This is a genomic window from Streptomyces sp. M92 (assembly GCF_028473745.1).
Classification (GTDB): Bacteria; Actinomycetota; Actinomycetes; order Streptomycetales; family Streptomycetaceae; genus Streptomyces.
Genome location: NZ_CP101137.1, coordinates 494,140 through 511,149 on the forward strand (window position 1 = coordinate 494,140; position 17,010 = coordinate 511,149).

Annotated in this window: 14 protein-coding genes; 6 read left to right on the forward strand and 8 right to left on the reverse strand. The window is 70.5% G+C overall.

All coding sequences use genetic code 11. The annotated features are described in order from the left end of the window. Positions 1-40: 40 nt before the first annotated feature. The 4 genes from M6G08_RS02230 to M6G08_RS02245 all read right to left on the reverse strand — a co-directional run bounded on the left by M6G08_RS02230 (position 41) and on the right by M6G08_RS02245 (position 5,222). On the reverse strand, positions 41-1,786 hold the full coding sequence (locus tag M6G08_RS02230) for a glycoside hydrolase family 13 protein (RefSeq protein ID WP_272585496.1): 1,746 nt from the start codon (positions 1,784-1,786) through the stop codon (positions 41-43). A gap of 113 nt (positions 1,787-1,899) precedes the next feature. After that, a complete protein-coding gene (locus M6G08_RS02235; RefSeq protein ID WP_272585497.1) occupies positions 1,900-2,814 on the reverse strand; it encodes a sugar ABC transporter permease in 915 nt (304 codons plus the stop codon). Between the two features lie 13 nt (positions 2,815-2,827). Next, positions 2,828-3,832, reverse strand: a complete 1,005-nt coding sequence (locus M6G08_RS02240) for a carbohydrate ABC transporter permease (protein WP_272585498.1) — start codon at positions 3,830-3,832, stop codon at positions 2,828-2,830. Positions 3,833-3,950: 118 nt separating this feature from the next. Next, complete coding sequence (locus M6G08_RS02245; RefSeq protein WP_073722352.1) at positions 3,951-5,222, reverse strand: extracellular solute-binding protein; 1,272 nt, start codon at positions 5,220-5,222, stop codon at positions 3,951-3,953. A 412-nt stretch (positions 5,223-5,634) separates the two neighbouring features. On the opposite strand from M6G08_RS02245, the gene M6G08_RS02250 reads away from it, so the two are divergent. Both M6G08_RS02250 and M6G08_RS02255 read left to right on the forward strand, forming a co-directional pair. Further along, complete coding sequence (locus tag M6G08_RS02250; protein ID WP_272585499.1) at positions 5,635-6,669, forward strand: LacI family DNA-binding transcriptional regulator; 1,035 nt, start codon at positions 5,635-5,637, stop codon at positions 6,667-6,669. A 95-nt stretch (positions 6,670-6,764) separates the two neighbouring features. After that, the gene (locus M6G08_RS02255) at positions 6,765-7,628 is read left to right on the forward strand and encodes a phosphatase PAP2 family protein (protein WP_272585500.1); all 864 of its coding nucleotides are present in this window, start codon (positions 6,765-6,767) and stop codon (positions 7,626-7,628) included. A 9-nt stretch (positions 7,629-7,637) separates the two neighbouring features. On the opposite strand, the gene M6G08_RS02260 is transcribed toward M6G08_RS02255, so the two are convergent. Beyond that, positions 7,638-10,640 (reverse strand): bifunctional [glutamine synthetase] adenylyltransferase/[glutamine synthetase]-adenylyl-L-tyrosine phosphorylase, encoded by a 3,003-nt coding sequence (locus tag M6G08_RS02260; RefSeq protein ID WP_272585501.1) that lies wholly within the window; start codon positions 10,638-10,640, stop codon positions 7,638-7,640. Between the two features lie 149 nt (positions 10,641-10,789). On the opposite strand from M6G08_RS02260, the gene M6G08_RS02265 reads away from it, so the two are divergent. Genes M6G08_RS02265 through M6G08_RS02275 form a run of 3 tightly spaced genes read left to right on the forward strand, consistent with a single transcriptional unit; the run spans position 10,790 to position 11,804 of the window. Beyond that, positions 10,790-11,053 carry a type II toxin-antitoxin system Phd/YefM family antitoxin gene (locus M6G08_RS02265; RefSeq protein WP_043373664.1) on the forward strand — a complete coding sequence of 88 codons (264 nt, stop codon included), beginning with the start codon at positions 10,790-10,792 and terminating at the stop codon, positions 11,051-11,053. Further along, the gene (locus M6G08_RS02270) at positions 11,050-11,304 is read left to right on the forward strand and encodes a Txe/YoeB family addiction module toxin (RefSeq protein WP_073722360.1); all 255 of its coding nucleotides are present in this window, start codon (positions 11,050-11,052) and stop codon (positions 11,302-11,304) included. The genes M6G08_RS02265 and M6G08_RS02270 overlap by 4 nt, the downstream gene beginning before the upstream one ends. A gap of 53 nt (positions 11,305-11,357) precedes the next feature. Beyond that, the gene (locus M6G08_RS02275) at positions 11,358-11,804 is read left to right on the forward strand and encodes a VOC family protein (protein ID WP_073722362.1); all 447 of its coding nucleotides are present in this window, start codon (positions 11,358-11,360) and stop codon (positions 11,802-11,804) included. Positions 11,805-11,808: 4 nt separating this feature from the next. On the opposite strand, the gene M6G08_RS02280 is transcribed toward M6G08_RS02275, so the two are convergent. From M6G08_RS02280 to M6G08_RS02290, 3 genes are all read right to left on the reverse strand, one after another. After that, the gene (locus M6G08_RS02280; protein WP_272585503.1) at positions 11,809-13,563 is read right to left on the reverse strand and encodes an NAD+ synthase; all 1,755 of its coding nucleotides are present in this window, start codon (positions 13,561-13,563) and stop codon (positions 11,809-11,811) included. A gap of 83 nt (positions 13,564-13,646) precedes the next feature. Further along, the gene (locus M6G08_RS02285; protein ID WP_272585504.1) at positions 13,647-14,273 is read right to left on the reverse strand and encodes a DUF305 domain-containing protein; all 627 of its coding nucleotides are present in this window, start codon (positions 14,271-14,273) and stop codon (positions 13,647-13,649) included. Then, positions 14,270-14,944 (reverse strand): thioredoxin-like domain-containing protein, encoded by a 675-nt coding sequence (locus tag M6G08_RS02290; protein WP_272585505.1) that lies wholly within the window; start codon positions 14,942-14,944, stop codon positions 14,270-14,272. The genes M6G08_RS02285 and M6G08_RS02290 overlap by 4 nt, the downstream gene beginning before the upstream one ends. Before the next feature lie 287 nt (positions 14,945-15,231). Between M6G08_RS02290 and glnA2 the strand changes: the two genes are divergently transcribed. Further along, positions 15,232-16,593, forward strand: a complete 1,362-nt coding sequence (glnA2, locus tag M6G08_RS02295) for a gamma-glutamylpolyamine synthetase GlnA2 (protein WP_217252562.1) — start codon at positions 15,232-15,234, stop codon at positions 16,591-16,593. The last annotated feature ends 417 nt before the right edge of the window (positions 16,594-17,010 follow it).

Sequence of the window (17,010 nt, forward strand, 5' to 3'; positions counted from 1 at the left end):
GTGAGGGGCCCGCGGTTGCGGACCCCCCCCGGGCGGGCGGTCAGGCCCGCGACCACCACACCGTCGTGTCGCCCGGCACCTTCGCCTCGCCGTCGACCTCGGTCACCTCACCGCTGGCCAGCAGCAGGCGCCCGTACGCGGGCAGCGCCACCGACTCGCCCGTGGTGTTGGCGACGCACACGAACTCCCCGCGCCGGAAGGCGAGGACGCCCTCGGGTGCGCGCAGCCACTCCACGGCATCGCCCGCGCCCAGGTCGGCCTGTTCACGGCGGACCGCCAGCGCGGCGCGGTACAGCTCCAGGGTCGAGCCGGGGACGCCGGTCTGTGCCTCGACGCTCAGCTCGCCCCAGGTCGCGGGCTGCGGCAGCCAGCTGCCGCCGTCGCCGAAGCCGTACGAGGAGCCCTCGCGGGTCCAGGGGATCGGCACCCGGCAGCCGTCACGGAAGCCGTCCTGGCCGGCGCCCCGGAAGTACGCCGGGTCCTGGCGCACCTCGTCGGGGAGGTCGACGACGTCCGGCAGGCCCAGCTCCTCGCCCTGGTAGACGTAGGCCGAGCCGGGCAGCGCCAGCATGAGGAGGGTGGCCGCCCGTGCCCTGCGCAGGCCCAGCTCGCGGTCGCCGGCCAGCCGGATCTGGGTGCCGAGTCCGGCCGGGTTGGCGAAGCGGGTGGCGTGCCGGGTGACGTCGTGGTTGGACAGGACCCAGGTCGCCGGGGCGCCGACCGGGCGCATGGCGTCCAGGGTGCGGTCGATGACCGTGCGCAGCTCCTCGGCGTCCCAGTGGGTGCCCAGGTACTGGAAGTTGAAGGCCTGGTGCAGCTCGTCGGGGCGGACGTAGTTGGCGGTGCGCTCGACGGTCGGGGTCCAGGCCTCGGCGACGAAGATCCGCCCGCCCGTCTCCCGCCCCCGCCCTTCCGCGGAAGGCCCTTCGGGCCCCAGTGCATCGCTGTACTCGTCGAGGATGCGCCGCCACTGGCGGTAGATGTCGTGGACGCCGTCCTGGTCGAAGAACGGCATGACATCGTTGCCCAGCAGCTTCAGCTGTTCGTGGTCCCCCAGGTCGGGCAGTCCCTCCGCCTTCACCATGCCGTGCGCGACGTCGATGCGGAAGCCGTCCACGCCCATGTCCAGCCAGAAACGCAGGATGGAGCGGAACTCGTCGCCGACGGCCGGGTGCTCCCAGTTGAAGTCGGGCTGCTCGGGGGCGAAGAGGTGCAGGTACCACTCCCCCGGCGTCCCGTCCGGCTCGGTGACCCGGGTCCAGGCGGGGCCGCCGAAGATGGACTCCCAGTCGTTGGGCGGCAGCTCGCCGTTCTCGCCCTTGCCGGGACGGAAGTGGTAGCGGTCGCGGGCCGGGGAGCCGGGGCCCTCGGCGAGGGCCCGCTTGAACCACTCGTACTGGTCGGAGGAGTGGTTGGGGACCAGGTCGACGATGATGCGCAGGCCCAGCGCGTGCGCGTCGCGGATCAGCGCGTCGGCGTCCAGCAGGTTGCCGAACATGGGGTCGACGGCCCGGTAGTCGGCGACGTCGTAGCCGGCGTCGGCCTGCGGGGAGGCGTAGAAGGGGCTGAGCCACACGGCGTCCACGCCCAGGTCGCGCAGGTACGGCAGGCGGGTGCGGACACCCTCCAGGTCGCCCATGCCGTCGCCGTTGCTGTCGGCGAAACTGCGCGGGTACACCTGGTAGATCACCGCGTCCCGCCACCAGTCGCGGCGCCGCGCGACGGTCGCGGTGGCGGAAGCGGAGGTGGGGGTGGAGGCCGGTGCGGCGGAAGGCTGCTGGCTCATGTCGTCCTTGGGATGAGACGGAGTTCTGGTCATCGAGTCGTGGGTGGGGGGCGGCCGGCCGCGGTGCAGCGGGGTCGGATGGCACCGCGGCCGGACGTTTTCCCGGCCGGGCGTCAGCCCTTGGTGCCGCCGGCGGTGAGGCCGGTCACCAGGTTCTTCTGCACGAGGTAGAAGAACGCGGAGACGGGTATCGCCACGAGCACGGCGGTGGCCGCCATCAGGTGACGCTGCGCGTCGTGCTCGCTGATGAAGCTCTGCAGTCCGACCGCGAAGGTGTACTTCGTGTCGCTCAGCATGAACGTCGAGGCGAAGGCGACCTCGCCGAAGGCCGTGATGAAGCTGTAGAAGCCGGCCACCGCCAGGCCCGGCCGGGCCAGCGGCAGGATCAGTCGGAAGAAGGTGCCGAAGGGGGTCAGTCCGTCGACGCGTCCGGCCTCGTCGATCTCGAACGGGATGGTGTCGAAGTAGCCCTTGAGCAGCCACGCGCAGTACGGCACCGCGGTCGAGCAGTAGACGAGGATCAGGCCGAAGTAGCTGTCGACGAGCCGGAGCTCGGACAGGATCTGGTACATCGGCACGATCAGCACGGCGATGGGGAACATCTGGGTGACCAGGAGGACCCACATGAGCTTGCGGTAGCCCGGGAAGCGCATCCGCGAGACCGCGTAACCGGTGGTGGCGGCGACCATGACGCCGATGACCGTGGTGCCCAGCGAGACGATCAGCGAGCTCTTCAGCCACTCGAAGAAGTTGGTCTCCTGGAGCACGAACACGTAGTTGTCGAAGGTCATCTTCGACCAGATGCGCTCGGGGTGCAGGTAGTCGTTCTTGTCCGGGCCGAGGGACAGGTAGACCAGCCAGGCGACCGGGAAGAGGGCGACGAGGCTCGCCACGGTCAGGATGCCGTGCGAGGCCACGGAGGCGACGCGGCTGCGCTCGCCGCGGGAGCGCACCTTGCGCGGCGGATCGGCGGGCGCGGTGCCGGCCTGCTCGGCCGGAGCGGACGCCGGAACGGTCGTAGTGCTCATGGTGGCTCCTGCCTCAGATCGCGAGCTGCTGCTCATTGCGGTTCAGCCAGCGGCGGTAGAAGGAGGTGAAGACGATCAGGATGGCCAGCAGCAGGATGCCGTAGGCCGCGGACTGCGCGAAGTCGCGCGGCTGCTGTCCGAAGCCGAGCTGGTACGCCCAGGTGACGAGGATCTGCGCCTCGGGGGCGGTGTTGCCGAACAGCAGGAAGATCACGGCGAACTGGTTGAAGGTCCAGATGACACCGAGCAGGACGACCGTGGAGCTGACCGACCTGAGGCCGGGAAGGGTGACGTAGCGGAACCGCTGCCAGGCGTTCGCGCCGTCCATCTCGGCGGCCTCGTAGAGGCTGTTGTCGATGGACTGCAGGCCGCCGAGGAGCGAGACCATCATGAAGGGCACGCCGCACCAGGTGTTCACCATGATCGCGGAGAACCGCTGCCAGAAGGTGTCCTCCAGCCACGCGGGCGTGGGCAGGTGCAGCCAGTCCAGGGCGGAGTTGATGATGCCCTGGTCGGCGAGCATGAAGCGCCAGCCGAAGACGGTGACGAAGGTGGGCACGGCCCACGGCAGGACCAGCATCAGCCGGTAGAAGGTGCGGCCGCGCAGCTTCTGGTTGAGCAGCAGGGCGAGGCCGAGACCGATGAAGAAGTGCAGGCCGACGCAGACCGCCGTCCACACGATGGTCCAGATGAAGTGGGACCAGAACCGGTCGTACGCCGTCGGGCCCCACAGGATGTCGGCGTAGTTGTCCAGGCCGACGAACTGGTAGGTGGCCTCGATCTCGTTGACGCCGATGGTGCGCGCGGTGTTGAGGCTGTTGGCGTCGGTGAGGGTGAGGTAGAGGCCGTAGCCCAGCGGGTACAGCACGAGGACGCCGATCACGACGGCCACCGGCGCGATCATGGCGTAGGCGTACCAGTGCCTCTGGTAGCCGTCTTTCAGACGCCGGCCGAGGCCGGGCCGCGGGGTGCGGTCACCGCGGCGCTTGCCGGTCGCGCGGTCGATGGCGACTGTCATGGTTCGACACCTTCGGGAGCATCGGGAAGGTCAGAAGGGCAGAAGGCCGGGAGTGCGGCGCACGGCCGGTGGCCGCCGGGTCCCTCCCCTCCGGCGGGGACCCGGCGGCCACGCGGACTCACTTGCTGAAGTCCGGCACCAGCTTGGCGATCGCGGTCTCGGCGTCGCCCAGACCCTCGTCCAGGGACTTCTTGCCGCCGGCGATCTGCGGCAGCTCGTCGTCCAGCGGGGTCAGCAGGGAGCTGTACTCCGGCAGCGACGGGCGCGGCTGGGCGGCGGGCAGGACCGTCTGGAAGCCGGCGATGCCCGGGTCGGCCTTGACCTCGGCGGTGTAGGCGTCGTCGCGGGTGGGCAGCGTGGAGTTCTTCAGGGCGACGGTCTCCTGGGACTTCGCCGAGGTCATGAACTTCACGAACTTCAGCGCCGCCTCCTGGTGGGCCTTGTCCGAGCCGGCGTAGACCGAGAGGTTGTGGCCGCCGGTCGGGGCGCCCGCCTTGCCGGTGGAGCCGGCCGGGACGGTGGCGATGCCGAGGTTGTTCTTGTCCTTGAACGCCGAGCCCTTGTAGAAGTTGGTGATCTCCCACGGGCCTTGGATGATCGAGGCGACCTTGCCGCTGACGAACGCCTCCTGGATGTGGGCGTAGGCGTCGGCGGTGGTGTCGGCCTTGTGCAGACCCTTGCCGTCGAAGAGGCTCAGCCAGGTGCCGTACGCCTTCTTCGCCTCGGGCGAGTTGACGGTGATCTTCTTGGCCTCGACGTCGACCGTGTCGGTGCCCTCGCCGTAGAGGAACGGCTGCGCGTAGTAGCCGGCGGTGGAGGCCCAGTAGCCGTCGACGCCGGTCTTGTCCTTGATGGTGGCGGCGGCCTTCTTCAGCTCGTCCCAGTTCTTGGGGACCTCGACGCCGGCCTTCTCGAACAGTGCCTTGTTGTAGACGAAGGCGAGGGTGTCGGTGACCAGCGGGACACCGTAGGTCTTGCCCTCGTACTTGGCCTGCTCGATCAGCTTGGGCTGGAACTTGTCCTGCTCGGCGAGGGCCTCGGTGCCGTCCAGCGGCAGGAAGAAGCCCTTCTTGGCGAAGGCGGCGGTCCAGCCGACGTCCGTGCGCAGCACGTCCGGGGCGCCCGAGGCACCGGCGGCGGTGTCGAACTTGTTCTGCGCCTGGTCGAACGGCACGTTGACGAAGTTGACCTTGATGCCCTTGTTGGCGGCCTCGAACTCCTTGACCAGGGCCTTGTAGGTCGGCGCCTCGTTGGTCGCGTTGGAGGTGTCCCAGTAGGTGATGGTGACCGGTCCGCCGGACTCGCTGTCGCTGTCGCCGTCCCCGCCGCACGCCGTCGCCGCGAGGGCGAGGGACGCCACCAGAGCGGTGGCCGCTATGCCACGCCGCATGAGTTCTCCTTGAGGGTGAAAGCCCGTGTGGTGCAGGGTGCGGGCCCGTCCGCCGCTCCTGCCGACACCGACCGCGTCCTTGCCGCCGTCGGGCGACGTGAACGTAACAGCGTTGAAAGCGGCGCGAAAGGTCTTGCAGCAAAAAAGTGCAAGAGATCTCCGAAGTTATTCGGGCGTGACCTCCCGGCGACCGTCGTGAGACGCTTCCTTACAGGTGACGAGCGGTTCATTAAGGGGGTCGAGCGGCGTCCGGGCCGGTTGTGCAAGACTCTGCAAGCTCTTGCCATCACTTTCTCGAGGGAGCGCGATGACGCAGCAGCCCGCGCCGGGCCGTCCGACGGGCCGTCCAACAGGCCGCCCACGGCGCCCGATCGGTGTGCAAGGGGGCGGCCGACAGGTACAGTCCACCCCTGTGACCACACGGCTTGCCGACATCGCCGCCCAGGCGGGGGTGAGCGAAGCGACGGTCAGCCGGGTCCTCAACGGGAAGCCGGGCGTCGCCGCCACCACCCGCCAGTCCGTACTGGCCGCCCTCGACGTGCTCGGCTACGAGCGGCCCGTCAGGCTGCGGCAACGCAGCGAGGGCCTGGTCGGTCTGATCACCCCGGAGCTGGAGAACCCCATATTCCCGGCGCTCGCCCAGGTCATCGGGCAGGCGCTGACCCGCCAGGGATACACGCCGGTGCTCGCCACCCAGACCCCGGGCGGCTCCACCGAGGACGAGCTGACCGAGATGCTCGTCGACCGGGGCGTGGCCGGCATCATCTACGTCTCCGGTCTGCACGCCGACACCACCGCCGACATGCAGCGCTACGAGCGGCTGCGCGCGCAGGGCGTGCCCTTCGTCCTCGTCGACGGCTTCTCGTCGAAGGTGCAGGCGCCGTTCATCTCCCCCGACGACCGCGCCGCGATGAGCCTGGCGGTCACGCACCTGGTCTCGCTCGGCCACACCCGGATCGGGCTGGCGCTCGGACCGCAGCGGTTCGTGCCGGTGCAGCGCAAGATCGAGGGATTCGTCCGCACGGTCCAGGAACAGCTGGACCTGAACGCCGAGACGGTGCGCAAGGAACTCGTCCAGCACTCCCTCTACACCCTGGAGGGCGGCCAGGCGGCGGCCACCGCCCTCATCGACCGCGACTGCACGGCCGTGGTCTGCGCCAGCGACATGATGGCGCTGGGCGCGATACGGGCGGCCCGGCAGCGCGGGCTGGACGTGCCCAAGGACATCTCGGTCGTCGGCTTCGACGACTCGCCGCTGATCGCCTTCACCGACCCGCCGCTGACGACCGTCCGCAAGCCGGTGCCCGCGATGGGACAGGCGGCGGTGCGCACGCTGCTGGAGGAGATCGGCGGGACGCCCGCGCCGCACAGCGAGTTCGTGTTCATGCCGGAGCTGGTGGTGCGCGGTTCGACGGCCTCGGCACCGGGCGAGCGCGGCCGGTCCTGACGTCCGTCGCGTCCGTCCCGTAGTGGCCGGATGCGGTCCGGATCCTCCCGGGGGATGATCGGTGGGACAGGGCTTTTCTGGCAGACTTCATGCCTATGGGTGACGTGACCGTGAGGACTCCGGAACGCCGGGAACAAGGCGTTCCGCACCCCGTCACGGACGAGACGGGGCAGGGCCTGCTGCGCCGTCTCCGCGCACCGCGCCGGCCCCGCCTGTGGTTCGAGATCCTGCTGATCGCGATCAGTTACTGGACGTACTCGCTCGTCCGCAACGCGGTGCCCGAGCAGCGGGGTCAGGCCCTGCGCAACGCCGACTGGATCTGGCGCGTCGAGCAGCAACTGGGCATCGCCGTCGAGCAGTCGGTCAACCACGCCGTGAACTCGGTGACCTGGCTGGTCGTCGGCATGAACTACTACTACGCGACACTGCACTTCGTGGTGACGCTGGGTGTCCTGGTGTGGCTCTACCGCAGCCATCCCGGGCGCTACGCGGCGACCCGGCTGGTCCTCTTCGCGACGACGGGCGTCGCCCTGGTCGGTTACTACCTGTATCCGCTCGCCCCGCCCCGGCTGATGAACGGCGGGAACTTCATCGACACCGTGCTGGTCCACGACACGTGGGGCTCGATGGCGTCCGGCGACCTGAAGAACATGTCCAACCAGTACGCGGCGATGCCGTCGATGCACATCGGGTGGTCGGTGTGGAGCGGGCTGACGATCTTCGCGCTGGCCTCGGTGCCGTGGGTGCGGGTGCTGGGTCTGGTGTACCCGGCGCTGACGCTGGTGGTGATCGTGGCGACCGCCAACCACTTCTGGCTGGACGCGGTGGGGGGCGTGCTGTGTCTGGGGTTCGGGTACGCGGTGGCCTTCGCCTGGTACCGGGCGTTGCCGCACGCGTTGCCGAGGGACGTGGCCCGGGTGGGTGAGCGGCGCAGGGCGTGGTCGCCCGTCCGCGCGTAGCGCGCGGGCCTACTCGTAGAACAGCTCCTCCACCACCACCCGCGCCCTGCGCGCCGTACGCCGGTACTCGTCGAGCATGTCGCCCGCGTGCCCGGAGCCGTGTCCCAGGTACCGACCCACCGCCGCCAGCTCGCGCGGATCGGTCGGGAACGTGTCCCCCGCTCTCCCACGCACCAGCATCACCGCGTTGCGCACCCGCGTCGCCAGCACCCACGCCTCGTCGAGCGTCGCGGCGTGCTCCTCGGAGACGAGGCCGGCCTCGCACGCCGCCGCCAGCGCCGCCCGTGTCCGGGTGGTCCGCAGCCCGGCCTGCGCGTGCCCGTGCCGCAGCTGCATCAGCTGCACCGTCCACTCGACGTCGGAGAGCCCGCCCGGCCCGAGTTTCGCGTGCAGCTTGGGGTCCGCCCCGCGCGGCAGCCGCTCGGACTCCATCCGGGCCTTGAGCCGCCGGATCTCCCGCACCGCGTCCTCGCCGAGCCCGTCCGCCGGGTACCGCAGCGGGTCGACCAGCTCGGTGAACCGGCGTCCCAGGTCCTCGTCCCCGGCCACGAACTCGGCCCGCAGCAGCGCGTGCCGCTCCCACACCAGCGACCAGCGCCGGTAGTACGCCTCGTACGACTTGAGTGTGCGCACCAGCGGCCCGGACTTGCCCTCGGGCCGCAGGTCGGCGTCGATCAGCAGCGGCGGGTCGGCGCTGGGCACCTGGAGCAGGCGCCGCATCTCGGCGACGACCTTGTTGGCCGCGTCCGCCGCCTCCCGTTCGTCGACCCCGTCGCGCGGTTCGTGGACGAAGAGCACGTCCGCGTCCGAGCCGTAGCCCAGCTCGTGCCCGCCGAAGCGGCCCATGCCGATGATCGCGAACCGGGTCGGCAGGGTGTCGCCCCAGCCCTCGCGCACGACCGCCCGGAGCGTGCCCGCCAGCGTCGCCGCCGTCAGGTCGGACACGGCGGCGCCGACCCGGTCCACCAGGGCTCCCTGGTCGGCCTCGACGGGCTGCGCCTCGGTGCCGTAGGAGCCGACGATGTCCGCGGCGGCCGTGCGGAACAGCTCCCGGCGGCGCACCCCGCGCACCGCGGTGACGGCCTGGACGGCCCCGTCGGCGCGGCGGACCGCGGCGAGCGTCTCCTGCTCCAGCTGGGCCCGGCCGCGCGGCGCCAGCCCCCCGGAGTTGCCGTCGCCGAGCAGCGCGACCGCCTCCGGTGCCCGCATCAGCAGGTCGGGGGCGAGCCGCCCGGCGGAGAGCACGCGGGCGAGGTTCTCGGCGGCGGCGCCCTCGTCCCGCAGCAGCCGCAGATACCAGGGCGTGTTGCCGAGCGCGTCGGAGACCTTGCGGAAGTTGAGCAGACCGGTGTCCGGGTCGGCGGAGTCCGCGAACCAGCCCAGCAGCACCGGCAGCAGGGTCCGCTGGATGGCCGCCTTGCGGGTGACGCCCGACGCCAGCGCCTCCAGGTGCCTGAGCGCGGCGGCCGGGTCGGCGTAGCCGAGGGCGACCATGCGTTCGCGGGCCGCCTCCGCGCTGAGCCGGACCTCCCCCGGCGCGAGCTGGGCCACCGCGTCGAGCAGCGGCCGGTAGAACAGCTTCTCGTGCAGCCGCCGTACGACGGAGGCGTGCCGCTTCCAGGCGCGCAGCAGGCCGGGCACCGGGTCGGTGCGCAGGCCGAGGGAGCGGCCGAGGCGGCGCAGGTCGGCCTCGTCCTCGGGCACGAGGTGGGTGCGCCGCAGCCGGTGCAGCTGGATGCGGTGCTCCATGGAGCGCAGGAAGCGGTACGCCTCGTCCAGCTGGGCGGCGTCCGCCCGGCCCACGTACCCGCCCGCGGCCAGGGCCTCCAGCGCGTCCAGCGTCGTACCGCTGTGCAGGGACGTGTCGGCGCGGCCGTGCACCAGCTGGAGCAGCTGCACGGCGAACTCGACGTCCCTGAGGCCGCCCGGGCCGAGCTTGAGCTGGCGGTCGACCTCGGCGGCCGGGATGTTCTCCACCACCCGGCGGCGCATCTTCTGCACGTCCGGCACGAAGTTCTCGCGGTCGGCGGCCTGCCACACCAGGGGCTGGAGGGCGGCGACGTACTCGGCGCCGAGGCCGGGGTCGCCGGCCACCGGGCGGGCCTTGAGCAGCGCCTGGAACTCCCAGGTCTTGGCCCAGCGCTGGTAGTAGGCGACGTGGCTGCTGAGGGTGCGCACCAGCGGGCCGTTGCGGCCCTCGGGGCGGAGGTTGGCGTCGACGGGCCAGATGGAGCCCTCGACGGTGGTCTCGGAGCAGATCCGCATCATGTGCGAGGCGAGCGAGGTCGCGGCCCGCAGCGCCTTGGCCTCGTCGGCGTCGGGGCCGCCGTCCGCCGCCTCTCCGACGAAGATGACATCCACGTCGGAGACGTAGTTCAGCTCGTGTCCGCCGCACTTGCCCATCGCGATCACCGCCAGCCGGCACCGCGCGGCGTCCTCGGGCGCGGCGGCCTCGGCGAGGGCGAGGGCGGCGCGCAGGGTGGCGGTGGCGAGGTCGGCCAGTTCGGCGGCGGTCTCGGCGACGTCGATGGTGCCGCACACGTCGCGGGCGGCGATGGACAGCAGGCAGCGCCGGTAGGCGACGCGCAGCGAGACGGGGTCGTCGGCCTCGGCGAGGCCCCGCTCGAAGTCGTCCACGCCGCGGTGCAGGTCACGGGGTTCGTAGGTGACCAGGGCCTGCCAGTCGGCGGCGTGCCGGGCGAGGTGGTCGGCGAGCGCCTCGGAGGCGCCGAGCACACCGAGGAGACGGTCCCGCAGCGGCTTGGCCGCTATCAGGGTGTCCAGCAGTTCCCGGCGGGCGGTGGGGTCGGGCTGCGCCTCCAGGAGCCGGACCAGGCCGTGCAGGGCGAGGTCGGGGTCGGCGGTGGCGCCGAGGGCCTCCAGCAGCACGGGGTCGTTGCGGACCGGCGCCAGTTCCGCGCCGTCCAGGAGCCGCTCGGCGGCCGAGGGATCGGTGAAGCCGTGCCGCAGCAGCCGCGTGAAGGTACTGCTCCTGCGCCCCGGCGCCGTCATCTCGGCCTCCTTGTCGGACCTGTGGGTTCAAGGTGGGTGATAAGGGGTGGTGGTGAGGGGGTGGTACAGAGCTGAGCGTATCCGGGCTTCCGGTGGCCCGCTCCGGACTCGTACGATATCTTGTACAAGCCGCGAAGGGAGGCACCGGTATGTCCATCACCGCCAGCGAAGCCCGTCAGAACCTGTTCCCGCTGATAGAGCAGGTCAACGAGGACCATGCCCCGGTGCACATCACCTCCCGCAAGGGGAACGCCGTGCTGATGTCCGAGGAGGACTTCACGGCGTGGACGGAGACCGTGCACCTGCTGCGGTCGCCGAGGAACGCCCGCCGTCTGCTCGACTCGATCGCGGAGGCCGAGGCCGGCGAGGCGCGGCACCGCGAGCTGATCGACCCGGACGCGGAGCGGGCGTGAGGATCGCTTTCACGTCGCACGGCTGGGAGGACTACGTCCACTGGGCCGAGAGCGACCGGAAGATGACCAGACGGATCAACAGACTGCTCGCCGACACCGCCCGCGACCCGTTCAAGGGCATCGGCAAGCCGGAGCCGCTGAAGGGCGACCTGTCCGGCTACTGGTCACGGCGCATCGACGACACGCACCGTCTGGTGTACAAGCCGGGCGACGACGAACTGATCGTCGTCCAGGCGCGGTACCACTACTGATGATCGACCTCGTGCTCGACAAGGACGTCGATGGACGTCGAAGGAGTCACGTCATGGACTTCACCCTCGAAGTGATCCCGCTGCCCGTCACCGACATCGACCGTTCCCGGGACTTCTACCGGGACAAGGTCGGCTTCCACGTCGACATCGACCAGGAGGTCATGCCGGGGATGCGCATCGTCCAGCTCACGCCCCCGGGCTCGGGCTGCTCGATCGCCCTCGGCGAGGCGATCTGGGACATGGCGCAGGGCCAGACCAAGCCGGAACCCGGCTCCTACCAGGGCCTCCAGCTCTGCGTCGCCGACATCAAGGCGGCCCACGCGGAGCTGGTGGGGCGCGGCCTGGACGTCTCCGAGCCCGTCCAGTACGCCCCGGACGACGGCGCCACCTTCATGTACTTCAAGGACCCCGACGGCAACGGCTGGGCCATCCAGGAGTACCGCCGCCGGGAGGCGGAGCCGCTGCACAAGGTGCTGTCGGACCTGAAGCGGCAGGGCTAGCCGGTCAGCCCCGCTCCCGCCACCGGTTGGTGACCGGGAGCCGGCGGTCCTTGCCGAAGCCCTTCGGGGAGATCTTGGTGCCCGGCGGGTACTGGCGCCGCTTGTACTCGGCGGTGTCGACCATGCGCAGCGTCTTCGTCACCAGCTCCCGGTCGTACCCGGCGGCCACGATCTCGTCCGCGCCCCGGTCCCGGTCGACGTACAGCTCGAGGATCGCGTCCAGGACCGGGTAGTCAGGCAGGGAGTCCGTGTCGACCTGGCCCGGGCGCAGTTCGGCGCTGGGCGGCTTGGTGATCGAGTTCCCGGGGATCGGCGGGGTCTGCCCACGGTCCTTCGCCGCGCGGTTGCGCCACTCGGCGAGACGGAAGACGGACGTCTTGTACACGTCCTTGATGGGCCCGTACGCGCCCACCGAGTCGCCGTACAGCGTCGAGTACCCGACCGCCAGCTCCGACTTGTTCCCGGGGGCCAGGACCAGGTGGCCCTCCTGGTTGGAGATCGCCATCAGCAGTGTGCCGCGCAGCCGCGACTGGAGGTTCTCCTCGGCCAGACCGGTCAGCTCCAGCGCCCCCGTGTACGCGTCGAACATCGGCTCGATCGGCACGGTGCGGAAGTGGAGCCCGGTGCGCCGGGCCAGCTCCGCCGCGTCGTCCCTGGAGTGCTCGGAGGAGTACTTGGAGGGCATGGAGACGCCGTGGACGTTCTCCGCGCCGACCGCGTCGCAGGCGATGGCCGCGACGAGGGCGGAGTCGATGCCGCCGGACAGGCCGACGAGCACCGACCGGAAGCCGTTCTTGGCGACGTACGCGCGCAGCCCGACGACGAGGGCCGAGTAGACCTCCTCGTCGTCGTCCAGCCGCTCGGCGACCCCGCCGGACAGCCACCCACCCACGGCGGGCACCGGCTCCTCGGACAGCACGACCCGGTCGATCCGCAGCCCGTCGTCCACCACGCCCGTGGGGGCGTCCGCGCCGGCGGCGGGCAGGTCGAGGTCCAGCACCACGCACCCCTCGGTGAACTGCGGCGCCCGCGCCAGCACCGCCCCGTCCCGGTCGACCACGAGCGAGTCGCCGTCGAAGACCAGCTCGTCCTGCCCGCCGGTCATGGCGAGGTACGCGGTCGTGCAACCGGCCTCCTGGGCACGCTTGCGCACCAGCTCCAGCCGGGTGTCGTCCTTGTCCCGCTCGTACGGCGAGGCGTTGACGGACAGCAGCAGCCCGGCCCGCGCCGAACGCGCCGCCGGCACCCGGCCGCCGTCCTGCCACAGGTCCTCGCAGACGGCCAGCGCCACGTCCACGCCGCGCACCCGCACCACCGGCAGGGTGTCGCCGGGCACGAAGTGGCGGAACTCGTCGAAGACGCCGTAGTTCGGCAGGTGGTGCTTGGCGAGGCTCAGGGCCACCTCGCCGCCGTACAGCACGGCCGCCGCGTTCTGCGGGGCGCCGGCCGGCTGGCCGTACCTCGGCTGCGCCGTCGCCGAGCGGTCGAGGTACCCGACGACCACCGGCAGCCCGCCGAGGCCCTCGTCGGCGAGGCGCGCGGCGAGGGAGCGCAGGGCGGCGCGGGACGCCTCGACGAAGGACGGCCTGAGGGCCAGGTCCTCGACCGGGTACCCGGTCAGCACCATCTCCGGGAACGCCACCAGGTGCGCTCCCTGCCCGGCCGAGTGCCGGGTCCAGCGGACGACCGACTCGGCGTTGCCGTCGATATCACCGACGGTGGAGTCGATCTGGTTCAGGGCGAGTCGTAGGCGGGGCACGGCGGCCAGTGTAATCGTCAGAACGACACAATGGGGTGACGTACCGGTTTCCGCCTCATGTCCGAAGCCTCACGCGCCCCTCGTCACGCGGGTGGCTTCGCACCCCGCTCGGCGAGCAGGTCCGCCATCAGCCGCATCTCCGACTCCTGCGACTCCACCATCCCCTGGGCCAGCCGCTTCTCCACCCCCACCGTGCACTTCTCGGCACACCCCTCGGCCATGTGGACGCCGCCCTTGTGATGCTCGGTCATGAGCTGGAGGTAGTAGACCTCGGCCTGCCTGCCGCTGAGGGTGCCGAGCTTCTCCATCTCGGCGTCGGTGGCCATGCCCGGCATCAGCGAGCCCTCGCCCGCCGACGGCATGTCCCCCATCCCCATCCAGGTCATCGGCGGATCGGACGACACCTTCGGCAGCCCCCACAGGTCCAGCCAGCCGATCATCATGCCGCGCTGGTTGGCCTGGGTCTGCGCGATGTCGTACGCGAGCCGCCGCACCTCCTCGTCGTCGGTGCGGTCGCGCACGATGTACGACATCTCCACGGCCTGCTGGTGGTGCACGGCCATGTCGCGCGCGAAACCGGCGTCGGCGGAGTCGGCCGTCGGGACGCGGCCCGCGCCGTCGTCCCCGGCGACCGCGTAGGTGATGCCGCCGGCCGCGACGAGGGCCGCGGCGGCGGCCCCCGTGATCCAGCCGGCCCGCCTCGGGGTCACTGCGGCAGCCCGTTGGTGCACGCGGCCCCCGGCTCGGGGGTCTGCTCGCCCTGGACGAACTTCTCGAAGAACTTGTCGACGTTCGGGTCGTCGGCGCCCGTCACGGTGCGCTGGTGGCCCCAGGCGGTCAGCATGATCGGGTCCTTCTGCTTGTCGTTGGGGCTCATCAGCGAGTACGGCGTCTTCTTCACCTTCTCCGCCAGCTTCTCGACCTCGGCCTTCGGGGCCTTGTCGGTGTACGTCACCCACACGGCGCCGTGCTCCAGCGAGTGCACGGCGTTCTCGTTGTTCAGCGGCTCGGTGTAGACGTCGCCGTCGCAGTTCATCCAGACCTGGTTGTGGTCGCCGCCGACGGGGGGCTCGGCGGGGTAGGACACCTTCTTGGTGACGTGGTTGCGCCCGAGGTTCCCCTCCCAGGTCCGCACTCCGTCCTCGCCGGTGACGAACTTGCCGGAGGTCTTCGACCCGTCGCCGTTCGAGGCCATGCTGTCCGAGTCGTCGGACTGCGACCGGATGAGGAAGACGCCGCCGACCACGAGACCGGCGACGACCACGGTGCTGACCCCGATGGTCAGGATCCGGTTCCGGCGCTCGCGGGCCTCCTCGGCGCGTCGCATCTCGGCTATGCGGGCCTGTCGCGCCTGGTTGCTGCTCTTCTTGGCGGAACCCATGAGGTGTGCCCTTCTGGGGAAACGTCATCGGAAAGGGAGCTGTGAGGTTCGCTGATCGTAGTGCCGGCGTGCCCGTCGTTCGAAGGGAGATCACAGGATCTGTCCCGGCCGGATCCCCGGAATGGCCCGATCGAACAGGTGGCCTCTACTCTGCGGGGAGGACAGGTGAGCCGATCGAGGTCCGCAACGCGTACGAAACCGTGCTGTGGTGTGATGCTCACGTGCCCGACCGCCTCCCGCCGTACCGGAGACAGGCGGCCTGACCAGCGAGGATGGGGAAGCGGAAGATGGACAAGCAGCAGGAGTTCGTGATCCGGACGCTGGAGGAGCGCGACATCCGGTTCGTACGCCTGTGGTTCACGGACGTGCTGGGCTTCCTGAAGTCCGTGGCCGTGGCCCCGGCCGAGCTGGAGCAGGCCTTCGACGAGGGCATCGGCTTCGACGGCTCGGCGATCGAGGGCTTCGCCCGGGTCTACGAGTCCGACATGATCGCCAAGCCGGACCCCTCCACCTTCCAGGTCCTCCCCTGGCGCGCGGAGGCCCCCGGCACGGCCCGCATGTTCTGCGACATCCTGATGCCGGACGGCTCCCCGTCCTTCGCGGACCCGCGCTACGTCCTCAAGCGCGCCCTGGCCCGCACCTCCGACCTGGGCTTCACCTTCTACACCCACCCGGAGATCGAGTTCTTCCTGCTGAAGAACAAGCCGGTCGACGGCACGGTCCCCACCCCCGCCGACAACTCCGGCTACTTCGACCACACCCCGCAGAACATCGGCATGGACTTCCGCCGCCAGGCGATCACCATGCTGGAGTCGATGGGCATCTCGGTGGAGTTCTCCCACCACGAGGGCGCGCCGGGCCAGCAGGAGATCGACCTCCGATACGCCGACGCGCTCTCCACGGCCGACAACATCATGACGTTCCGCCTGGTCATGAAGCAGGTTGCTCTCGAACAGGGCCTCCAGGCCACCTTCATGCCGAAGCCGTTCTCGGAGTTCCCCGGCTCGGGCATGCACTCCCACCTGTCCCTCTTCGAGGGCGACCGCAACGCGTTCTACGAGTCGGGCGCCGAGTACCAGCTCTCCAAGGTCGGCCGCTCCTTCATCGCGGGCCTGCTGCGGCACGCGGCGGAGATCTCGGCGGTCACCAACCAGTGGGTGAACTCCTACAAGCGCATCTGGGGCGGCACCGAGCGCACGGCGGGCGCGGGCGGCGAGGCCCCCTCCTACATCTGCTGGGGCCACAACAACCGCTCGGCCCTGGTCCGCGTCCCCATGTACAAGCCCGGCAAGACCGGCTCGGCCCGCGTCGAGGTCCGCTCCATCGACTCCGGCGCCAACCCGTACCTCACCTACGCCGTCCTCCTCGCCGCCGGCCTCAAGGGCATCGAGGAGGGCTACGAACTCCCGCCGGGCGCCGAGGACGACGTCTGGGCCCTCTCCGACTCGGAACGCCGCGCCCTGGGCATCGAACCCCTCCCCCAGAACCTGGGCGAGGCCCTCGCCCTGATGGAACGCAGCGACCTCGTCGCCGAGACCCTGGGCGAGCACGTCTTCGACTTCTTCCTCCGGAACAAGCGGCAGGAGTGGGAGGAGTACCGGTCGCAGGTGACGGCGTTCGAGCTGCGGAAGTCGCTGCCGGTGCTGTAAGGGCAGGTCAGAGACAGTTTCTCGCTGATTCAACGGTTGGGGCCGACGGTCGCGCACCGTCGGCCTCATGGCCTCCGACTGGCTCTGGGTCGCCTCTGGGCCGTCTGAGCGGATCTCACGCTCACACGCTCCCACCGAGGAGTCGCTCAAGGGCTGGAGCTGTTGCCGCTCTCGCCTCTCCCAAGCACCCGTCGTCGCTCTGCCCCCATCCGGATACCGCATGCATCCGGCGTAGCGATTCGGACTCGTGCCCTGATTCATCTCCCTCACACTCCGACCATCTCTCTTTGCCGGCGCGCGGGATGGCTTCCTGGCTGCCACTCAGATGGTCTTCGACAATTCGGTTCGCCTGCCAGTTACATGCCATTGGCAGCCCCAGAAAGAAACGTCATGCGTCGAATCGCTACAGCGACAATA